Genomic DNA, 19,961 nt, shown 5'->3' with positions numbered 1-19,961 from the left:
CTTGCACCATCGAATGGGATTAGGCCAGCCCTAAGGTAGGCACAGAAGCGTGGCGGGGCGCGATCCGCCTGTACGGTCCTTGCGCAGGTCCCGGGCAGGGCATGATCGCGGCGTGCGTTATGCAGAACAATCGGCGCAGGGCAGGGTTCCGGGCGTTGACCACAGAGGGGAACTTGAAATAGGCGGCGGGCTACAGGAGACCGGCATGTCAGTAGTGGATCGATGGGGTGTTGCCGTGGCGGAGCTGGGCATTTTCGATGAGGCCTGGGTCGAGGCGCTCGCCACCCTGATCGGCCTGTTTCTGCTCGCGGGCGCGGCCAACTGGCTGACCAAGCGCCTGACGGTGCATCCGGTCGAGCGGCTGATCGCGCGCACGCCGCTGCGCAACGAGGCGGGCGATGTGAAGGCGCTGGTGCGCCATCTCTCGAACGTCGTGCCTGCGGTCATCGTGCTCCAGGGCATTGCGGTAATCGCCCATCTGCCCGGCGAACTGGTGACCGTGGTGCAGGCAATTGCCCGTGCCTTCATCGTTCTGACGCTCGCGCGGGCACTGGGTGACCTGCTCGAGTTGGGCAACGATGCCTATGAATTGAAACCCGAGGCGGCGAGCCGTCCGATCAAGGGCTATGTCCAGATCGGCAAGATTGCCGTTTTTGCGGCCGCGGCGCTGCTCATCGTCGCGATCCTGATCGGCCAGTCCCCGGTCATCCTGCTCTCGGGTCTTGGTGCGGCGGCGGCGGTCCTCATGCTGGTCTTTCGCGACACGATCCTCTCGCTCGTTGCTTCGGTGCAGCTGCGTTCGAACGACATGGTGCGCGTCGGTGACTGGATCGAGATGCCCCAGCTCAACGCCGACGGCGACGTGATCGATATCGCGCTGCACACCATAAAAGTGCAGAACTTCGACAAGACCGTGACTTCGGTCCCGACGGCCAAGCTCATCACCGAATCTTTCCGCAACTGGCGGCACATGCGCGAATGGGGCGGACGGCGGATCAAGCGCGCCTTGCTGATCGACCAGACGACGGTGGACTTCCTCTCAACCTCGCAATGGGATGCGTTGCGGGACTTTGCCATCCTGCGGCCCTACATGGAGGCGAAGGAGACGGAGCTGCAGACCTGGAATGCACGGCACTCTTTCGATGAGGGGGGGCAGGCGCAGGTCAATAGACGTCAGCCGACTAACATCGGGACGTTCCGGGCTTACGTGCTCGCCTATCTCGAGGCTCACCCCAAGGTGGCCCAGCGTGGGACACTGCTCGTGCGTCAGCTCGATCCCACCGAGAAGGGGCTTCCTCTCGAGATCTACTGTTTTACAACCACGACCGAGTGGGAGCAGTACGAGGCCATTCAGGGCGACATTTTCGACCACCTTCTGGCAATCCTGCCGAAGTTCGGGCTGCGTCTCTTCCAGTTTCCAAGCGGCGCCGATCTGACGCAATCGCTCGGTGGGCCAAGACCAACGGCCGGTGGGGAGTGATCCTTTGAGGCCCGTGAAACAGGCGATCTGGGGCACTCGGACGGCAGTTCGCCTTGATGCGCGAGATACATCGGAAATGAATTTATTTACTATTGAGTAAAATTGCCGATTAAGTATTCTGCGCAAGTTGTCGATCAATTAGATCAATTATTATTCTATATTTATTAATAGTGCATTATTCGCTTTGGAACTTGATATGACAGAAATTGTGCCTGTGATATTGTGTGGTGGAAGTGGAACGAGGCTTTGGCCGCGTAGCCGCGCCTCGAAGCCCAAGCCATTTCTTCCCTTGATCGGCAGCCAGACTCTGTTCGAGCAGGCGGTCGCGCGCTGTCCGGCATCGGCTGGCTTCGCGCGCCCGATGATCGTGACCGGTCATCTGCATCTTGAGCATGTCGAGGCGCAACTCAAGGTGGCAGACAAGGCGCGCATCGTGGTGGAGCCGGCCGCCAGGAACACGGCTGCGGCGATCGCCTTGGCTGCCTATAGCCTTTCCGAAGACGCGATTATGTTGGTGTGCCCAAGCGATCATCACATCGGCCGTCCCGAGGCGTTCGTGCAGGCCGCGCACTCGGCGGCCGCGCTGGCGGCTGAGGGCTGGATGGTCTCTTTCGGTATCGAGGCAACCTCGCCCGAGACGGGCTTTGGGTATCTGAAGCGCGGGGATGCAATCGAGCAGGATGGTGTGATTCTTGGCTACCGCACCGCGCAATTCGTTGAAAAACCCGACTTGGAGCGAGCGGGTGCCTTCCTCGCCGATGGTGGATATAGCTGGAATGGCGGCATCTTCGCCTTTCGCGTGCGCGATTATCGTGAGGAACTGGAGCGCCACCGTCCCCAGATCGCCCGGGCTGTCCGGGCTGCTGTGGCCAACGGGACGTACGATGGCGTGCGCTTCCATCCCGACCGCGACCTCTTCGCGTCGGCGCCGAGTGATTCCGTCGACTACGCCGTCATGGAGAATACGACGCGCGCCGCCATGGTTCCGGTCGCGATGCAGTGGTCGGACATCGGTAACTGGCGTGCCCTTCATGAAGCACTCGAACACGACGAGGCGGGAAATACCAAGCGGGCGATGGGCGAAGTCGAATTGGTCGACTGCCGCAATGTCTTCGTAGACAGCGACGGCCCCCGTGTCTCCGTCATTGGTCTCGAGGATGTCGTTGTGGTTGTCGATGGCAACGATATCATGGTGACCAGCGTGGCCGGAACCCAGAAGGTGGGGGCTCTGGCCGGAGCAAAGAACCAGTAGCCAGGCCAAGAGGAGACACCATCATCTTGGAACAGGAAATGCGCGCAGCTCTGCCCATGCGCCAGGTCGAGAAGCCGTGGGGCTGCGACAGGCTTCCGGCGCCGTTCGTCGCCCCCGAAGGGAAACGGATCGGAGAGATCTGGTTTGAGCCTCCTGCGCAACTTCCTGAGTTGCTCGTGAAGTATATTTTTGCATGCGATAAACTTTCCGTGCAGGTCCATCCGTCCGATGCGCAGACCGAGGCGGAAGGGCTCGGTCGGCAGGGCAAGGAGGAGTGCTGGCTGGTGGTCGATGCTGAACCTGGGGCGCGGCTCGGAATTGGCTTTGATGCGCCGCTGGATAGTGCCGAGATGCGCGCGGCCGCGCTCGATGGTTCGATCGAGGATCTGATGACCTGGTATCCGGTTTCGGCCGGAGATTTCTTCTATATTCCGGCCAACACCGTACATGCGATTGGGGCCGGGGTGAGCCTGGTCGAGGTACAGCAGAACAGCGATATCACCTACCGTCTGTTCGACTATGGTCGCCCGCGCGAACTCCATCTCGACGAGGGAGTGGCCGTGGCCGATGGGGAAGTCTACGACCTCGCACGTTGGTCCTCGAAAGTGCCTGACGACGCGGCGCAGACGCTTGTCGATGGCCCTCTGTTCCGTCTCGACCAGGTTTGCGGCAAGCCGGCCAAGGCCGTATCTGTTCTGTACCCGGCGGAACTGCTGGTGATACCGCGCGAAGGGTCGGTGCAGGTGCGGGGTGAGATTATAGAGCCGGGGCAATGCGCCCTTGCGCGCAGCCTTGATGAAGTTGTTTTCAAAGATAGGACAGTTTGCCTTCTGGCACGTGGGTGCTGAGGGAAAAGGGCCGTTCACGTTTTCGGGTACGCGATGTGCAAGGAGCGTGAGGGCCGGAAGTGTGTGTATGTGTACCCGCTGCAGGCCCGTCGCGTCTGAGCGGGGCATGCCGATATGGCATGGTGAGGGAAGGCGAGAGGCTCGGAATGAAGGAAATAGTTGCGTTCGATCTCGATGGTACGCTGGCGCTGAGCAAGCAGCCTCTGACTGACGAGATGGCCGAACTTCTCGCTGGCCTCCTGGAGGTCACGCAAGTGGCGGTGATTTCAGGAGGGGACTGGCCGCAGTTCGAGAAGCAGGTGGCCTCGCGCATGCCCGCGCACGCGGACCTTTCGCGCCTGTGGATGATGCCGACCAGCGGCGCGAAGCTCTTCGTCCACCGCGACGGTACGTGGACCCCGGTTTACGCAGAACTCTTCACAGATGCGCAGAAGACCGAGATACTGGACGCCTTCGACGCTGCGCTCGAGGCCACCGGCTTCGTGCCCGAACAGACCTGGGGGGAGCGGATCGAGGACCGGGGCAGTCAGATCACCTTCTCCGCGCTCGGCCAGCAGGCCCCGCTCGAGGCCAAGGAAGTGTGGGACCCCGACTTCGCCAAGCGCAAGGTGATCCAGGCCGATCTGGTAAAGCGCCTGCCGGGCGTATCGGTGAATCTGGGCGGGGCGACCTCGGTCGACATTACGCAGCCCGGTGTCGACAAGGCCTGGGGCCTCAAGCGCCTCGCGGAACATTCGGGGGTGGCCGAGGACAAGATGCTCTTCATCGGCGACGCGATCTTTCCGGGTGGCAACGACTACCCGGCCAAGGCCATGGGCCTCGACACCGTATGCGTGCGCGATCCGGCCGACACCATCAATGTGGTGACCGCGATCATCGCCTGCCAGAAGTCGGCCTGAGCGTGCATGCGAGGGCAGGTGGGCAGGTGCGCGGGAGCCGAGTGACGTGCCCGCCTTCTACCTGACCCTGCTGGCGGTCCTCCTGTCGGGCATCGGTGCGCGTGATCAGGGCGTGGTCGCCATGCTCTCGGCGCGTCAGCAACGGCGACCGGCGATTCTGGTCATTGCACTGGCGACCGCGCTGGTCTGCGCCGCCGTCGCGGCCTATGCCGCGCACACCCTGCTGGAGAGCCTGCCCGCACCTGCGCGGATGATCTTCGCAGGGATCGCTCTGGGGCTGGCGGGCGCGGAGTCGCTTCTTCTCGGGCCTGTGCGGGCCTGGAAGGAGCCGACCCATTCGCTGGGCGCGCTGGGGCTGGTGCTGCTGGCGCACCAGATCGGTGATGCGGCGCGTTTCGTGATCTTCGGCCTGGGCGTGGGCATGGCCGCGCCACTGGCATCGGGGCTGGCAGGCTTCCTCGGCGGAGCGGTCCTGCTCGGTTTTGCCTGGGCGTTTCCGCAGGAGGCATCGCGGCCCCGCTGGCGCCTCGTGCGGCGAGGCGCGGGCGGGGGGCTGCTGCTTGTCGCGCTCTATCTGCTTATTGTGCAAATGCGTATTCTGTAATCGCCAATTCCGATTGAACAAACCCTTATAATCTGAGTTTCCTATCATATATCGAAGCTGCCGGACGATGGCAGCATGACAGTTAGGAGGGTTTTTCAATGGCAAGTAACGACAATGCACACGGTGCGCTGATCGACAGCCTGAACGGGCTTCTCGCGGACACGTTTGCGCTCTACATCAAGACCAAGAACTTCCACTGGCACGTCAAGGGCCCGCAGTTCCGCGACCTTCACCTGCTGTTCGACGAGCAGGCCGGCCAGGTCCAGGCTCTCATCGACGACATCGCTGAGCGCGTGCGCAAGCAGGGCGGCACCACGCTGACGAGCCCGGATTCGATCGTCGCGAAGACCAAGATCGCCCCGCAGGACGCCACTTCGATCGACGCCATGGCGATGGTCAAGGAGCTGATGGAGGACAACCTCTCCTACGTTGCGCGTCTGCGCGAGGTGAAGGCGGCGGCTGGCGAAGCGGGCGACAACGCCACCGATGGCATCGTCGATGACTGGACCGATCAGGCCGAGGAACGCGCCTGGTTCCTGCGCGAGATCCTCGCCTGAACCTATTGGAATACCGCGCAGGTTGCCTAAGGCGCCTCGCGGCGATGTCACAGGGCCCGGAAAGCACGTGGTGTTTTCCGGGCCCTGTGCGTTCTGTGTCCTGGGCACACATTGGTCTTGCAGCACGAACGCCAGGTGATAGACCCTCGTCCATGTCGCAGATCGAAATCATCGCCGGCGCCGAAAACGGCGCGATTGCCGCCTTCGTGGCGGAACGTCTCCATGCCGCGCTGGCCATTTCGGCCGAGGTCGCGATCACGGTTCCGGGTGGTTCGACGCCGTTCCCGATCTTCGAGATCCTGGCCCAGTCGGACCTGCCCTGGTCGCGTATCAGTGTGTGGCCGGGCGATGATCGCATCGTGGCCGAGGACCATGCCGCCAGCAACGTGGGCAAGATCCGCGCGCTGCTGGAGCCTGCCGGCGCGAAGATTGTACCGCTGACGGAGACCGCGCGTCCTCCGCATTTCGCGCTGGCCTGGCTGGGCATGGGCGGCGACGGGCACATCGCCTCGCTCTTTCCCAACACCGATCCGCAGGTGGACGATCCTTCGCCGGTGCGCCGCCTCACCCCCGATCCGCTGCCGCCCGAAGCGCCGTTCGACCGGGTGAGCCTGACCATTCCCTCGCTCGTGGCTTCGGACGAGGTGATGTTCGTGATCCGCGGCGCGGACAAGCGTCTTGTCTTCGATGCCGCCCGTGCGGGCGAGAACGATCTGCCCGTGGCGCGCTTCCTCTCGGCGTTCCCGCGCCGGGTGACATGCTTCTGCTGACATCGCTGGCACAGGCGCTGCCCGCCCCGCTCCACCGGTTGGGGCTGCGCGGGGCGCATGCGGTGCGCCGCCTGATCTGGAAGGTACGACGCCCGGTTGTCGAGGGCGTGCGGGTGCTTGCCTTTGATCCGGCCGGTGCGGTCCTGCTGGTTCGGCACAGCTATGGCTCGGATGCATGGATGCCGCCGGGTGGGGGCGTGACGCCGGGGGAAGACGTGCTGGAGGCCGCCCGCCGTGAGCTGCACGAAGAGACGGGGTGCCGCCTGGAGGCGGCGCGCCATCATGTCGTCACGCAAGAGAACCTGCATGGCGCGACCAACCGGGTACACATCGTTCTGGGCACGACCAGCGATCATCCGGTGCCCGACGAACGCGAGATTGTGGAGACGCGCTTCTTTGGCCTGGACCGGCTTCCCGAGGCCATGCCCCGGGGCCTGGCCACGCGGATACGTTGCTGGGCGCAGGAGGATGAGCGCGGGTAAAAAAGTAGTAAGCGTGTATTCTGGATGAAATCTCCCCATGTGGAAGGGTAAGGATACTCTCGTGCATGGGACCCGACATGCGCGTGGCTCTGGGGGTGAATATGCGTTTCCTGATTACCGGCACGGCAGGTTTTATCGGATACCATCTGGCGCAGCGCCTGCTGGGCGAAGGGCACGTCGTCACCGGCTTCGACGCCATGACCGACTACTACGACGTCACGCTCAAGGAGCGGCGCACCGCGCTTCTGGAGCGAGCTGAGAATTTCCGGTTCATCAAGGGGCGGCTCGAGGACTTCGCCGCGGTCGAGGCGGCCTTTGCCGAAGCGGCGCCCGATGTAGTCATCCACCTCGCCGCGCAGGCGGGCGTGCGCTATTCGATCGAGGCGCCTGAAACCTATATCGACAGCAACCTCAAGGGATCCTGGTCGATCCTGGAGATGTGCCGCCGCCAGCGCCCGCAGCACCTCATGCTGGCCTCGACCTCGTCGGTCTACGGGGCCAACGAGGCGATCCCCTTTCGCGAAGCAGACAAGGCGGACGAGCCGGTCAGCCTCTACGCGGCGACCAAGAAGGGCATGGAGGCCATGGCGCACAGCTATGCCCACCTTTACGGGATTCCGACGACGGCGTTTCGCTTCTTCACGGTCTACGGACCCTGGGGGCGCCCGGACATGGCGCTCTTCAAGTTCGTGCGCGCGATGCTGCAGGATACGCCCATTGACGTCTACGGTCAGGGCAAGATGGCCCGCGACTTCACCTATATCGACGATCTGGTCGAGGGCATCGTGCGCCTTTCCGAGGTGCCGCCCGTGGCTGGAGAGCCGGTTGAACGGGCAGGCCTCGTCGATACGCTCTCGCCCATCGGCCCTTATCGGGTGGTCAACGTGGGCGGTGGCCAGCCGATTGCGCTTATGGATTTCATCTCGACCATCGAGCGCTGTCTGGGGCGCGAGGCCAAGCTCAACATGATGGACATGCAGCCCGGAGACGTGCCGCAGACCTATGCCGATCCAGCCTTGCTGGACGCGCTGACGGGGTATGTGCCGCAGACGGACCTGGCGAAGGGCGTTGCCGCGTTTACCCAGTGGTACCTGGAAGAATACGCGCCGCAGGGCGTGTCACAGAAGGGATAGCTGCCCGTCCTTCTCGGCCTTGGCTTTCACCGTCTTCTCATCCTGTTCGAGCGCGGAGAGGGTGAGGCCCATCAGCCGGATCGGCTGCGGCAGGGGCAGAAGTTCGGCGAGGAGCGCATGGCCGAGCGCGGCGAATTCGGCCTTGTCGGCAACCCAGTGGTGGACTGAGCGGGCGCGGGTCAGCGTCGTGAAATCGGCATAGCGCAGCTTCAGTGTCACCGTGCGCCCGCGTGTCTGGGCGCGCTCGATCCGCTCCCACACCGTCTCGATGATGGCGTCCAGTGTCTCGCGCAAGGCGGCCGCATTTTCGATGTTCTCTGCAAATGTACGCTCCCCGCCCACCGATTTGCGCGGACGGTCGGCACGAACCTGGCGCAGGTCCACGCCGCGCGCGGCACGAAAGAGGTATTCGGCAAAGCTGCCGAAATGCGCGCGCAGGAAGGCAAGGTCCTTGGCGGCCAGGTCCGCGCCGGTCTCGATGCCGAGCCTGGCCATCTTCTCCGCGCCGCGCGGGCCCACGCCGTGGAAACGGCGAACCGGCAGCGAGGCGACGAAGGCCGCGCCCTGTCCCGGGCGGATCACGCACAGGCCATCGGGCTTGTTCTGGTCGCTGGCCAGCTTGGCGAGGAACTTGTTGTAGGACACCCCGGCGCTGGCGGTGAGGCCAGTGTCGGCCTTGATCCGGGCGCGGATCTGCTCGGCGATGCGCGTGGCCGAGCCTAGTCCTTTGCGGTCCTCGGTGACGTCGAGATAGGCCTCGTCAAGCGAGAGCGGCTCGACGTGGGGGGTGTAGTCGAGGAAGATCGCCCGGATCTGCTGGCTGACCGCGCGGTAGACATCGAAGCGGGCCTTGCGGAAGATGAGGTCCGGGCACAGCCGCACCGCGCGCGAGGAGGGCATAGCCGAGCGCACCCCGAAGGTGCGCGCCTCGTAGCTGGCCGCGGCCACCACGCCGCGTCCCGACGAACCACCCACGGCCACCGGTTTCCCGCGGATCTCGGGATCATCGCGCTGCTCGACGCTGGCGAAGAAGGCATCCATGTCGACATGGATGATCTTGCGCAGACCATCGGCCTCATCTTCGTCGTGCTCGCCTGGCGAAACCATCCGCCACATATAGGCATCTCCTTGTGAAATGTAGCGGGTCGGATGCGAATCTGCTGGCCTAAATTTCGCAACTGCGGCATGCGCGCGGCATGACCGGTGCTCACACTTCCAAGGATTCCTTCCCCATGGGGCAGGCCGAATTCGTCGGCCTGATGGCCTCGATGCAGGCGCTCATGGCGCTCTCGATCGACATCATGTTGCCGGCGCTGGGGCTGATTTCGGAGGATCTGGGCGTGCCCGACCCGAATCAGCGCCAGCTGATCATTGGGGTGTTCATGACCTGCGCAGGGATCGGATCGCTGTTTCCCGGCGCCTTGGCGGACCGGTTCGGGCGCCGCCGCGTTGCCCTTTTTGCAATTGCAGGCAATTTCCTGATGACCTTCGTGTGCGCGGTTGCGGGTAGCTTCGAGCTGCTGCTGATCGCGCGGGGTATTGCGGGGCTCCTGACCTCAGCGATGATGGTCATGCCCATGACGATCCTGCGCGACCGCTTCGAAGGCGATGCCATGGCGCGCACCCAGTCGCTGATCGCCACGACCTTCATGGTGGTGCCGATGGTGGCACCGATGGTCGGGCAGGCGATCATGCTGGTGGCGAGCTGGCGCTGGATCTTCGGGGTGACCTGCGCGATGGGCGTGGTCGTCTTCATCTGGGCAAGCCTACGCCTGCCCGAGACGCTGGAGCCGGAAAATCGCCAGGAAATCCGCCCGCGCGTGATCGCGGGCAACATGCGCCTGGCGCTTACCGAGCGTGCCGCCATCGGCTATTTCCTGGGCGGCGCGCTCGTCCAGGCAGGGCTCTTCGGCTATCTCAATAGCGCGCAGCAGCTCGTGGGCGAGACGCTGGGTGCGGGCGAGATGTTCCCCATCCTGTTCGGCATGATGGCGATGATCATGGCGGGCACCAACTTCATCAACGCGCGCATCGTCGTCGCTTTCGGCGCGCGCCGCGTGTCGCACACGGCGCTTATCGTCTTCATCGTGACAGGCGCGATCCACATGCTGGTTGCGCTGCGCGGTGAGGAGGACCTGTGGACCTTCGTGCCGTTGATGACCGTCTCGATGTGCATGCTCAGCTTCATCGCGGCGAACTTCCAGGCGATCTCGCTTCAGCCCTTCGGCCGCATTGCTGGCGCTGCGGCCTCGGTCATGTCGTTCGTGCGCATGGTGCTGGGCTCGGTGATCGGTGCGGCGATTGGTTTGGCCTTTGATGGAAGTGCGGTGCCGATCACGGCGGGCATGGCGATCATGGGCAGCATCTCGCTGGTGCTGATCCTCTATTCCGAAGGCGGCCGCTTGTTCCGCCGCGTCAATCCGCCGGAATATTACCTGCGCAACCAGCCCCCCAAGCAGCCGCCGCACGGCGGCTGAGGGGAGGCCCGGCTGGTCGGTGGGGCTAGACCCCGCCGCCGCGCTTGGCGAAGAAGAGCTGGTAGAGGCCGATCACGATGGCCACGAACAGCAGCACGTGGATCAGCGCGCCAGCGACCTTGAAGACGACAAAGCCCAGCAGCCAGAGCGCGAGCAGGATCAGGATGATGTATTTGAGCATCGAGCAAAACTCCTTGAAGAGGCTTTGCTTTTCCAACGCATGAACCGGCGCGGGGCTCCCTGCGCAGTGCAGATGGCGCAAGGGCTGCGGCGATGCCTCTTGTCCCGCAGGCGCAAGGACGCCACCTCGGGCCCGCATGAGCACGGCGAACGATAGAACCCGCAGGTCCAAGGGGCTCGAGGAACTTCTCGCGCGCATCGCGGCGTGCCGGGCCTGTGCGGACGCTCTGCCCCATGAGCCGCGCCCGGTTGTCCAGGCCGGGCGCTCGGCGCGGATCCTCGTCATCGGCCAGGCGCCCGGGAGCAAGGTTCACGCCAGCGGGCGGGCTTGGGATGATGACAGCGGAGATCGTCTGCGCGACTGGACCGGGCTTTGCGCCGAGGATTTCTACGATCCCGAACGCGTTGCGCACATGCCCAGCGGCTTCTGCTACCCGGGCAAAGGCGAGGGTGGTGACCTTCCGCCCCGGCCTGAGTGCGCCCCCTTGTGGCATGACGCCTTGCGGGCCGAGCTGCCGCAGGTGCGCCTCACCTTGCTGGTGGGGCTCCACGCGCAGAAGCGCTATCTTCCCCGTGGCTTTGCTCCGACCATGACGCAGGCCGTCGCGCGCTGGCGCGAGGCTCCGCCAGGATTGCTGCCTTTGCCGCATCCCGCCTGGCGCAGTCGCCTATGGATGGGCCGCAACCCCTGGTTCGCGGCCGAGCTCCTGCCCGATCTACGCGGTCGGATAGGGGCCGCGCTGGATCAGAAGGTGTAGGCGATCCCGACGCCGCCCATGAACTGGTCGGCCGACCCGCGCAGTGAGGTATAGGGCGTGTCCTTTCCATCGCCGAGCAGGCGGGTGTAGGTGGCGACGCCGATGAGCGAGACGCCGCCGTCGCGCAGGTCTCCGGAAAGGTCCCAGGCGACCAGTGTGCCCACGCCTGCCCGGTCCCAGCCGCCCTTGCCGGTGTACTGGGGCAGGCCGCTTGCCTCGCTCTGAACTGGGGAGACCGAATAGTTGTAGTCACCGAAATTGTCGTCCACGTGGCGGGCGTAGGCCAGCACCGTGACCAGCAGGCTCTTGCTGAGAGGGGTGTTGTAGCTGACAGAGGGGGACACGGTCATGCCGTCATGGGCGCCGGCAACGTCCCATTTGACGTCGGTGTTGAAGGTCATCCAGTCATAGTCATGTAGCACGCGATTGACGGTGAACCCGGCGCTCACGCCCACCTCGACGGGCATCTTGAGCCTTCCCGCTGCGGCCACCACCGGGTCCTTCACCTTGCGGGTGCGGTTGAAGGACACCGTGGCGACGGGGCCGAGCGCAAGGTCGATCTTGGCGCCCCGTTTGTCCGGGATGAAGTCAATCGCGGCACCACCAGCGCGGGTGTTGATGGTTACGCCCTTGATGCGTCCGCGGATCGCCGGAATGGGGGCAATCACGTAGTCATCGGAGCCGCTGTAGTCCGGCGTGGCAACAACCCCGGCGCCGATCGTGAAGGAATCGCCCTCGAACACGTTGCGGCCGGGCTCATCCAACTGCGTGGAAGTGTCCTGGGCGAAGGCGGCCGGGCTGGCCGTGGCGGCGGCCAGCGTGCTGGCGGCCAGCAACGCGGCCTGTATCGTCTTGTGCATGGGGCTCCCCGATTGAAATGCGTACCGGGCCCAACGTGCGAGAAGCCCAAACGTTTCCGAAGGTTTGCTCCGGTCCGGGGAGGCCAGCGTGCCGCAAGGGCCTGCCTTGTCGTCAGTTGCGGGGGATGAGGGGCTCGGGCAGCGTGTCGTTTCCTTCACCCAGCTTGCGCTGCATGAGGAAGACGTCGATCCACTGTTCGTGCTTCCAGCCCGCACCCTCGAGCGTCCCCACCGGCCGGTATCCCGCGCGCGCGTGCAGGATCACCGAGGCGGGTTCAGAAGAGGCGATGACCGCGAAGGCCTGGCGGAACCCGCGAGCCTCGCACTCGTCGATGAGGGCCTTGACAAGGGCCGAGCCGATGCCGCGCCGGACACAGTCCGCGCGGACGTAGACCGTTGTTTCCACGCTGTAACGATAGCCCACGCGGGGGCCATAGCGCTGGGCATAACCAAAGCCGAGGACCTTGCCGTTCGCGTCGCGCGAAACCAGATAAGGATAACCGGACTGGGTCAGGTCGGCGATGCGTTGACGAACCGCGTCGCAGCCTGGCGGCTCGGTTTCGAATGTCGCGGTGCTTTTCAGCACGTAATGCGAAAAGATCTCGGTGATCGATTGGGCATCCTTTGCGGAGGCCTCCTCGACTGTCAGTTCGTCATTTGTCATCGGTGTTACAATGCCGCAAGGTCGCAACTTTGCCAAGTTGTACTGTATGTCTCCTAGTACTGGGCGCTTTATAAATGGCTGACCGCACGTGTGATCTGGCAATTCTGGGGGGCGGACTGGCCGGGGGGCTGACTGCGCTGGCCTTTGCGCGCACGCGTCCCGATCTGCGTCTGTGCCTTGTCGAACAGGGCGCGCGTTTCGGCGGGGACCACGTCTGGTCGTTCTTTGATACCGACGTCGATCCGGCGGCGCGTGCGCTCCTCGATCCCCTGATCGCGGCGCGCTGGGAGGGGTATGCGGTGCGCTTTCCAGGATATGCCCGCGATCTTTCGACCCGCTATGCCAGCATCACAAGCGACCGGCTCGATGCGCGCCTGCGCGAAGCCCTGCCCGAAGAGGCGTTGCTGTGCGGTGCGCGTGTGACCCGCACAGCAGCGCAGCGGGTGGAGCTGGAGGACGGCACCACGATCACGGCAGGTGCGGTCCTCGATGCGCGCGGCGCAAAGGGTTTGCCGCATATGGCGGGAGGCTGGCAGACGTTCCTGGGGCAGATGGTCACGACCACGCAGCCCCATGGCCTGACCCGTCCCATCGTCATGGATGCGACCGTGGAGCAGGTGAACGGCTATCGCTTCGTCTATGTCCTGCCCTTCGGCCCCTCCCAGCTCTTCATCGAGGATACCTATTACGCCGACACCCCCGCAATCGAGCGCGAGGCACTGCGGGCGCGGATTGCACGCTATGCCGCTGGGCAGGGCTGGCAAATCGCCGAGGTCCTCTACGAGGAAACCGGCGCACTTCCCGTGATCGCCAAGGGCGATTTTTCCGCCTTCTGGAACGCCGATCCTGAGGGTGTTCCCGCTCGCGCAGGAACAAGGGCCGCGCTCGTGCATCCTTTGACATCGTACTCCCTTCCCGATGCTGTACGATTTGCCGTTCATCTCGCCGGCCTCGACAACATCGGCGGGGAGGCCCTAGGAAGGATCTGTCATGACTGGGCCGCACATCACTGGCGCGAGGGGCGCTTCTACCGAATGCTGACGACGATGCTGTTTGGCGCAGGCGCGCCCGAAGACCGCTGGCGTATGCTCGCCCGTTTCTACCGGCTTCCCGAGCCGCTGATCGAGCGTTTCTACGCCGGGCAGTCGCGGCTGGCCGACATGGCGCGGGTGCTGGCCGGAAAGCCGCCGGTGCCGGTCGGCGCGGCCATGGCCGCTCTTGCGGGACAGGGGCGCCCGCTCGCGGACCTCAGCCCATCGGGAGAGCGCGCATGAACCGCGCCTGCGTGATCGGGGCGGGCTTCGGCGGCCTTGCCCTGGCGATCCGCCTTCAGTCCGCCGGTGTCCAGACGACATTGGTCGAAGCGCGCGACAAGCCGGGCGGGCGCGCCTATTACTGGGAGAAGGAGGGGTTCACCTTCGATGCCGGGCCTACCGTTATCACCGATCCCGATTGCCTGCGCGAGCTGTGGATCGGCGCGGGACAGGACATGGCCGACGACGTCACGCTGATGCCGGTCATGCCCTTCTACCGGCTCAACTGGCCCGACGGCGTCAGCTTCGACTATTCGAACGATGAGCCCGCGCTCCACCGCGAGATTGCGCGCATCGCGCCGCAGGACCTGGCTGGCTATGACGAATTCCAGCGCTACGCGGCGGGCGTCTGGCAGGAAGGCTATGTCAAGCTGGGCCATGAGGCCTTCCTCGACTTCTCGAAGATGATCAAGGCCGCGCCCGCGCTGGCGCGCTATCAGGCCTGGCGCTCGGTCTATTCGATGGTCTCCAGCTTCGTGAAGGACGAGCACTTGCGCCAGGCGCTCTCGTTCCACACGCTGCTGGTGGGCGGCAATCCGATGAAGACAAGTGCGATCTACGCGCTCATCCATAAGCTGGAGAAGGACGGCGGCGTGTGGTGGGCCAAGGGCGGCACCAACCGTCTGGTCGCCGGGATGGTCGCGCTGTTTGAACGCATCGGGGGGAGCGTTCGTCTGGGCGACAAGGTGACGCAGGTCCATACCGTGGGCGACATGGCCACCGAGGTCGAGTGCGCGAGCGGCTGGCGCGAGCGGTTTGATGCGGTCGCCAGCAACGGCGACATCATGCACACCTACCGCGATCTCCTCTCCGATAATCCGCGCGGCAAGAAGGTGGCCAAGCAGCTTTCAGCCAAGCGTTTCTCGCCCAGCCTCTTTGTCGTCCACTTCGCGCTGGAGGGCACGTGGCCGGGCATCCCGCACCACACGATCCTGTTCGGGCCGCGCTACAAGGGCCTGCTCGACGACATCTACGAGCACGGCGTCCTGCCGCGTGATTTCTCGATCTACCTCCACCACCCGACCGTCACCGATCCCTCGATGGCGCCCGAAGGCAAGAGCACGTTCTACGCGCTCGTTCCCGTCGCGCACATGGGCAAGCTGCCGATCGACTGGGACGAGGTCGGCCCGGTGCTGGAAAAGCGCATCCTCGCCGAAGTCGGCCGCCGCCTGGTGCCCGACATCGAGGACCGCCTCATCACCAGCTTCCACTACGCGCCGACCGACTTCGAGACAGACCTCGCCGCCTACAAGGGCAGCGCCTTCAGTCTCGAGCCGATCCTGACGCAAAGCGCCTGGTTCCGTGGCCACAACCGCGACGACACGCTGCGCAACTTCTACCTCGTGGGCGCGGGCACCCATCCCGGCGCGGGGATCCCGGGGGTCGTCGGCAGCGCCAAGGCTACGGCGAAACTGATGCTGGAAAACCTGCTGTGAGCGCACGCGAACTGGCCGCTCTTCGCCAGGGCTGGGGCTGGACCGGGATCGAGTTCGCCGAGATCGTTGCCAACTCGCTCTTCGGGCACCTCCTCGTCACGGACCGTGTCGGCACGTTCCACTATGTCGATCCCGATATTCTTGCGCTGCGTACCTTGGGCGACGAGGCCGCGGCGAAGCTGCACATGGAACTGGGCGAGACGCAGGCGATCTGGCGCGCCGACGCGCACGTCGAGGCCGCCGACAAGCGCCTGGGCGCTCCGCGCGTGGGCGAGGTCTATGGCTTCACCCCGCAGGCGCTCGTCGCCGGGGACTACGCGCCGGAAAACATGGTGTGCGTCGAGCTCGCCGCCTACATTCGCATGACCGGCGATCTTGCCGACCAGATCAAGGACCTGCCCGAAGGGGCGCATGTCCGCATCAAGGTGACCGACTGAAATGAAACGTCTTGCTGTCTACTGTGGCTCGGCAACGCCCCAGGACCCGCGCTACATGGAACTGGCCCGCGACGTCGGGCGCACGCTGGCCGGGCTTGGCATCGGCACGGTCTATGGCGGTGGGCGCCTCGGCCTCATGGGCGCGGTCGCGGCGGGCGCGCTGGAAGCGGGCGGCGAAGTCATCGGCGTGATCCCCGAGGCGCTGACGGCCACCAACGGGCGCGGCGGCGAGGTCGCCAACCACGACTGCACCGAGCTTCACATCGTCAAGGACATGCATGAGCGCAAGGCCGCCTTCACGCGCCTGTCGGACGGCTTCATCGTCCTGCCCGGCGGGGTCGGTACCATGGACGAGTTGTGGGAGGCGGTCAGCTGGTCGCAGCTGGGCTACCACGACAAGCCGGTCGGCGTGCTCAACGCCTTCGGCTTTTACGATGGTCTCCTCGCCTTCAACCGCCACATGGCCGAAGTCGGCTTCGTGCGCCCCGCCCACCAGGGCATAATCCTGGCCGAGACCGAGCTTGACCTGTTGCTCGAACGCATGCGCGCGCACGAGCCGATCGTGCCGATCGTACGGATGGATCCGGGCACGCTGTGAGACCCCTTATCCGTTGCAGGACCATGACCCCGGCATGACCCGCCCTTCGCCTTACGACCGCGTGGCGCTCGTGCGCTTTGCCCACCAGTCGATCCGCAAGGGCTCGAAGAGCTTTTCCGCCGCCAGCCGCCTGTTCGACCGCGAGACGCGGGAGAGGGTCTGGCTGCTCTACGCCTGGTGCCGGGCTTGCGACGATATCGCCGATGACCAGGACCACGGGCGGGGCCGCACGCGCAGTGCGGACGGTGGACATGCCGGGCTCGATCCCGAATCGCGCCTTGCCACGATCCGCACGCTGACCGAACTCGCCATCGCGGGCGAACAGACCGGATCGCGGGCCTTCGACGCGCTGGGCCAGCTCCTGTGCGAAGTGCCGATCCCCCAGGTCATGCTCGAGGACGTGATCGCCGGGTTCGAACTCGACGCGCGCGAATGGCGGCCCCGCTCGGAAAGCGACATGCTGCGCTATTGCTACCACGTGGCCGGTGCGGTCGGCGTGCTGATGGCGGCGGTCATGGGCGTGTCGTGCGACGAGAACGATCCGGAAGCGGCGGACACGCTCGACAGGGCCTGTGATCTGGGCCTGGCCTTCCAGCTCTCCAACATCGTGCGCGATGTCTGGGAGGATGATGCCAATGGGCGCTGCTACCTGCCTGTCGAATGGCTGGTCGAGGCCGATATTCCACCCGGTGAACACACCAAGCCGCACTACCGCGCGCGGCTTGTCACCATCGTCGCTCGGGCCTGCGCGCTGGCGCGGGGCTACGAGGAATCCTCGCGCGCCGGGGCGATGCGTCTGCCCTTCCGACAGCGTTGGGCGATCCTGGCCGCCGCCAACATCTACGGCGGGATCGGGCGCGAGGTGGAGCGGCTGGGCGCCCATGCCTGGGACCACCGCGTCTCGACTTCCAGGCTGCGCAAGGCGGAATATCTTGCGGCCGCCTGGCACGAGGCGCGCGGCGGCATCGCCCCGGTGCTCGAACGTCCCGGACTTGGCCGGCGCGACCTGATGGAGCTTGCCCGCGCGGACTAGAGCGGTTCGGCGCATTTTCTGAACCATCAGATGATCCCATCTGATTGGAAAATGCTCCAGCTCTGGACAGGCGCGCGCGCTTGGCTCAGTCTCCCTGCCATAAGACAAAGGGGGAGATGCGCACACGATGCCAGATCTTGCACTCGCGCCGGCTTGGACGGCGATTTTCTTGGGGCTCTTCGCGCTCTTTGCCGGGATCGGTGAGCTGCGCCAGCCCGGCCATTGGCACAAGCTGATCGGCGAGATTGTCGGCTCGCCCGCGCTGCAGATGGTGACGGGCCTTTTGGAACTGTTCCTGGGCGCGGTGATCTACCTTGCGAACCCCTGGGCCTCGCCCGATTGGCTGTCGAGCGCGCTGAGCGTTGTCGGTGGGCTCATGTGCATCGAGGCGCTGATGGTTCTCGCCTTCTCGGACGTCTACATGGCCTTCTGGCTGCGCCGTTTCGGGCCGCTTTCGCGCCTGTGGTGCACCTGCTCGATCATCCTGGGTCTCGCGTTTATCGCGGCAGGGTTGTTCCACTTCGGTGTGTTTCCGAGCAGCTGAGCAGCGAGGACGAATAGGGCTGTATCAGCGCCTGCGCGCGGTCCCACCCGGCGCGCAGCCAGGTCTCGTGCGCCTTGGGATCGGGCGGCAGGATCACCGGCATCGTCTCACGCCCCTCGGCGCGCAGTGCGGCGTTGGCCGCGCAGGTCAGGAGGGCGAAGGCGGGCACCTCGCTGTCCTTCCAGACCCCGGCAAAGGCGAAGATCGGCTGGTCGGCGCAGGAGAGCCAGAGCTGGCGCCGCGTGCCATCGACGGGCGAGGGGCGCCCCCACTCCATGAAGGCGGTCGCGGGCACCAGGCAGCGAAATTCCGGGTTGCGCAGGTTCCCCGTCCAGAAGGGGCTCTCCAGATTACGGGCGGTCAGGATGCCGTGCGGGCGGGTGTCCGTCGCCGAACGTGGGGGCATGACGCCCCACAGGCGCGGGATCATCCGGCGCGGCTGACGCGTTTGGGGTACCGGCCCCGCGATTTCCTCACGCCCGGCGGTGAGAACGGGCGCGAACTGGCCGGGGCCGACATGGCCTGCCGCCCAAGGGTCCTCGCGCGTGTCGGTCTCGAAAGTGCGGCCCACGGCGGCGGCGGGGGCATCGAGGCGGTAGAGCATCGTCATGGTCTTCGCGCGCATCGTCCCTTCCCGCGCACGGGTCAAGGCGCGGCGTGCAACGCTGCGTTAGGTGAATGGGGCGTTGTGTGGTAGAGCATCGGCGCGACGTCGAATTTTGTGACGGACTTTGCCGGTTGATAGGCGCCCGACCCCGGGCCCGTGCGTATTTGCACGGGCAAGGCCATGGCGCACTTTGGGCGACGATCTCCATTCGAAAGATGAACAGACGCACCCTCCCGCGTGCATGTGGCACGGCGGGAGCCCATAGCTATTGCATTTAAGGACATCACCATGCCCATCGGCACTGTCAAATTCTTCAACACCGAAAAGGGTTACGGCTTCATCGCTCCGGAAAACGGCGGCGAGGACAGCTTCGTGCACATCAGCGCGGTGCAGGCTTCGGGCCTGGCGTCGCTCGAGCAGGAACAGCGCGTTTCCTACGAGGTCGAGACCGGCCGTAACGGCAAGAAGGCCGCGGTGAACCTCGCGCTCGCCTGATCGGCTTGCACGTATCCCGGACCGGCCTTTGCGCCGGTCCGGTTTTCGCTCCGACCTGCCATTCCAACCCGAGGAAACCCGGAGCATGAGTGTAAGCTACAAGTTCGCCACCGAGCAGGCCGATGCGGCCGCGAAGGCCGCTGACGAGGCGGTTCTTGGCAATGTCCGCGAGCGCGCGCTGCGGTCCGAAACCGCCTGGCGCACAATGGCCTCACAGGCCCTCAAGACCGAAGAAAGCCGCCGTCGGCGCGAAGAAGCCGCCGCCAGCGCACGCGACGAGGCCTGAGCCTTTTCGTACGGGCGCTATGTCGCGGCCCCTCTGGACGCATCTGCAAAGCGTCTCTACCATCCCACGCATCCCCGGGGAGCCAGCAGGGCGTTCGCGTCCACCGGCTGAGAGTTGTGGGTATGCTCCACAAGACCCGTCGAACCTGAACCCGTTAATACGGGCGGAGGGAGTGGACGGTGTGCCCGGAGCTTTACGCCGGAAATCCGTACTTCATCTCTCACGCCCTCGATCAGAGAGAAGCGTGT

Annotated in this window: 24 protein-coding genes and 1 riboswitch; of the genes, 19 read left to right on the top strand and 5 right to left on the bottom strand. The window is 65.0% G+C overall.

All coding sequences use genetic code 11. The features are described from left to right. The first annotated feature begins 205 nt into the window (after positions 1-205). The 9 genes from LC060_RS08490 to LC060_RS08450 all read left to right on the top strand — a co-directional run bounded on the left by LC060_RS08490 (position 206) and on the right by LC060_RS08450 (position 8,025). The gene (locus LC060_RS08490; RefSeq protein ID WP_226634473.1) at positions 206-1,480 is read left to right on the top strand and encodes a mechanosensitive ion channel family protein; all 1,275 of its coding nucleotides are present in this window, start codon (positions 206-208) and stop codon (positions 1,478-1,480) included. Positions 1,481-1,676: 196 nt separating this feature from the next. Beyond that, entirely contained in the window at positions 1,677-2,732 is a 1,056-nt protein-coding gene (locus tag LC060_RS08485) for a mannose-1-phosphate guanylyltransferase (protein WP_226634472.1), read from the top strand. A 38-nt stretch (positions 2,733-2,770) separates the two neighbouring features. Continuing rightward, positions 2,771-3,580 carry a class I mannose-6-phosphate isomerase gene (locus LC060_RS08480; RefSeq protein WP_226635290.1) on the top strand — a complete coding sequence of 270 codons (810 nt, stop codon included), beginning with the start codon at positions 2,771-2,773 and terminating at the stop codon, positions 3,578-3,580. 146 nt (positions 3,581-3,726) lie between these two features. After that, entirely contained in the window at positions 3,727-4,479 is a 753-nt protein-coding gene (locus LC060_RS08475) for an HAD-IIB family hydrolase (RefSeq protein ID WP_226634470.1), read from the top strand. Between the two features lie 46 nt (positions 4,480-4,525). After that, entirely contained in the window at positions 4,526-5,083 is a 558-nt protein-coding gene (locus tag LC060_RS08470) for a hypothetical protein (RefSeq protein WP_226634468.1), read from the top strand. A 98-nt stretch (positions 5,084-5,181) separates the two neighbouring features. Then, entirely contained in the window at positions 5,182-5,640 is a 459-nt protein-coding gene (locus LC060_RS08465) for a Dps family protein (RefSeq protein WP_226634466.1), read from the top strand. 152 nt (positions 5,641-5,792) lie between these two features. Beyond that, a complete protein-coding gene (locus LC060_RS08460; protein ID WP_226634464.1) occupies positions 5,793-6,410 on the top strand; it encodes a 6-phosphogluconolactonase in 618 nt (205 codons plus the stop codon). Next, on the top strand, positions 6,398-6,892 hold the full coding sequence (locus LC060_RS08455; protein ID WP_226634462.1) for an NUDIX domain-containing protein: 495 nt from the start codon (positions 6,398-6,400) through the stop codon (positions 6,890-6,892). The genes LC060_RS08460 and LC060_RS08455 overlap by 13 nt, the downstream gene beginning before the upstream one ends. A gap of 65 nt (positions 6,893-6,957) precedes the next feature. Continuing rightward, the gene (locus LC060_RS08450) at positions 6,958-8,025 is read left to right on the top strand and encodes an NAD-dependent epimerase/dehydratase family protein (RefSeq protein WP_226634459.1); all 1,068 of its coding nucleotides are present in this window, start codon (positions 6,958-6,960) and stop codon (positions 8,023-8,025) included. On the opposite strand, the gene dinB is transcribed toward LC060_RS08450, so the two are convergent. Next, positions 8,011-9,132, bottom strand: coding sequence for a DNA polymerase IV (dinB, locus tag LC060_RS08445; protein WP_226635289.1), 1,122 nt, complete (start codon positions 9,130-9,132; stop codon positions 8,011-8,013). The two genes, LC060_RS08450 and dinB, sit on opposite strands and share 15 nt — an antisense overlap. A 125-nt stretch (positions 9,133-9,257) precedes the next feature. On the opposite strand from dinB, the gene LC060_RS08440 reads away from it, so the two are divergent. Beyond that, positions 9,258-10,502, top strand: a complete 1,245-nt coding sequence (locus tag LC060_RS08440) for a multidrug effflux MFS transporter (RefSeq protein WP_226634457.1) — start codon at positions 9,258-9,260, stop codon at positions 10,500-10,502. A gap of 25 nt (positions 10,503-10,527) precedes the next feature. On the opposite strand, the gene LC060_RS08435 is transcribed toward LC060_RS08440, so the two are convergent. Next, entirely contained in the window at positions 10,528-10,683 is a 156-nt protein-coding gene (locus tag LC060_RS08435) for a lmo0937 family membrane protein (protein ID WP_144400902.1), read from the bottom strand. Positions 10,684-10,819: 136 nt separating this feature from the next. Between LC060_RS08435 and LC060_RS08430 the strand changes: the two genes are divergently transcribed. Beyond that, on the top strand, positions 10,820-11,440 hold the full coding sequence (locus LC060_RS08430; RefSeq protein WP_226634455.1) for a uracil-DNA glycosylase family protein: 621 nt from the start codon (positions 10,820-10,822) through the stop codon (positions 11,438-11,440). Here LC060_RS08430 and LC060_RS08425 read toward each other — a convergent pair. Next, positions 11,428-12,300: a MipA/OmpV family protein gene (locus tag LC060_RS08425; protein ID WP_226634453.1), complete on the bottom strand. Its 873-nt coding sequence runs from the start codon at positions 12,298-12,300 to the stop codon at positions 11,428-11,430. The two genes, LC060_RS08430 and LC060_RS08425, sit on opposite strands and share 13 nt — an antisense overlap. Positions 12,301-12,412: 112 nt before the next feature. Beyond that, positions 12,413-12,964, bottom strand: a complete 552-nt coding sequence (locus LC060_RS08420) for a GNAT family N-acetyltransferase (protein WP_226634451.1) — start codon at positions 12,962-12,964, stop codon at positions 12,413-12,415. 74 nt (positions 12,965-13,038) lie between these two features. On the opposite strand from LC060_RS08420, the gene crtY reads away from it, so the two are divergent. The 6 genes from crtY (at position 13,039) to LC060_RS08390 (ending at position 18,325) form a co-directional block, all read left to right on the top strand. After that, on the top strand, positions 13,039-14,238 hold the full coding sequence (gene crtY / locus LC060_RS08415; RefSeq protein ID WP_226634449.1) for a lycopene beta-cyclase CrtY: 1,200 nt from the start codon (positions 13,039-13,041) through the stop codon (positions 14,236-14,238). Further along, on the top strand, positions 14,235-15,713 hold the full coding sequence (locus LC060_RS08410; protein ID WP_226634447.1) for a phytoene desaturase: 1,479 nt from the start codon (positions 14,235-14,237) through the stop codon (positions 15,711-15,713). The genes crtY and LC060_RS08410 overlap by 4 nt, the downstream gene beginning before the upstream one ends. Beyond that, on the top strand, positions 15,710-16,150 hold the full coding sequence (locus tag LC060_RS08405; protein WP_226634445.1) for a T6SS immunity protein Tdi1 domain-containing protein: 441 nt from the start codon (positions 15,710-15,712) through the stop codon (positions 16,148-16,150). The genes LC060_RS08410 and LC060_RS08405 overlap by 4 nt, the downstream gene beginning before the upstream one ends. Before the next feature lies 1 nt (position 16,151). Further along, positions 16,152-16,748, top strand: coding sequence for a TIGR00730 family Rossman fold protein (locus tag LC060_RS08400; protein ID WP_039390935.1), 597 nt, complete (start codon positions 16,152-16,154; stop codon positions 16,746-16,748). Between the two features lie 34 nt (positions 16,749-16,782). Continuing rightward, positions 16,783-17,781: a phytoene/squalene synthase family protein gene (locus LC060_RS08395; RefSeq protein ID WP_226634443.1), complete on the top strand. Its 999-nt coding sequence runs from the start codon at positions 16,783-16,785 to the stop codon at positions 17,779-17,781. A gap of 127 nt (positions 17,782-17,908) precedes the next feature. Continuing rightward, positions 17,909-18,325, top strand: coding sequence for a hypothetical protein (locus tag LC060_RS08390; RefSeq protein ID WP_226634441.1), 417 nt, complete (start codon positions 17,909-17,911; stop codon positions 18,323-18,325). Here LC060_RS08390 and LC060_RS08385 read toward each other — a convergent pair. After that, positions 18,279-18,950, bottom strand: a complete 672-nt coding sequence (locus tag LC060_RS08385; protein ID WP_226634439.1) for an SOS response-associated peptidase family protein — start codon at positions 18,948-18,950, stop codon at positions 18,279-18,281. The two genes, LC060_RS08390 and LC060_RS08385, sit on opposite strands and share 47 nt — an antisense overlap. Before the next feature lie 270 nt (positions 18,951-19,220). On the opposite strand from LC060_RS08385, the gene LC060_RS08380 reads away from it, so the two are divergent. Further along, the gene (locus tag LC060_RS08380; protein ID WP_039390941.1) at positions 19,221-19,427 is read left to right on the top strand and encodes a cold-shock protein; all 207 of its coding nucleotides are present in this window, start codon (positions 19,221-19,223) and stop codon (positions 19,425-19,427) included. 85 nt (positions 19,428-19,512) lie between these two features. Beyond that, positions 19,513-19,713 carry a hypothetical protein gene (locus LC060_RS08375; protein WP_148628893.1) on the top strand — a complete coding sequence of 67 codons (201 nt, stop codon included), beginning with the start codon at positions 19,513-19,515 and terminating at the stop codon, positions 19,711-19,713. A gap of 65 nt (positions 19,714-19,778) precedes the next feature. Beyond that, positions 19,779-19,903, top strand: a riboswitch (TPP riboswitch). Positions 19,904-19,961: the final 58 nt, after the last annotated feature.

It is taken from the genome of Novosphingobium profundi, assembly GCF_020524485.1.
In the GTDB taxonomy this organism is placed as follows: Bacteria; Pseudomonadota; Alphaproteobacteria; order Sphingomonadales; family Sphingomonadaceae; genus Novosphingobium; species Novosphingobium profundi_A.
The sequence above is the reverse complement of the archived record's forward strand: the minus strand, read 5'-3'. Positions and strand labels throughout refer to the sequence as shown.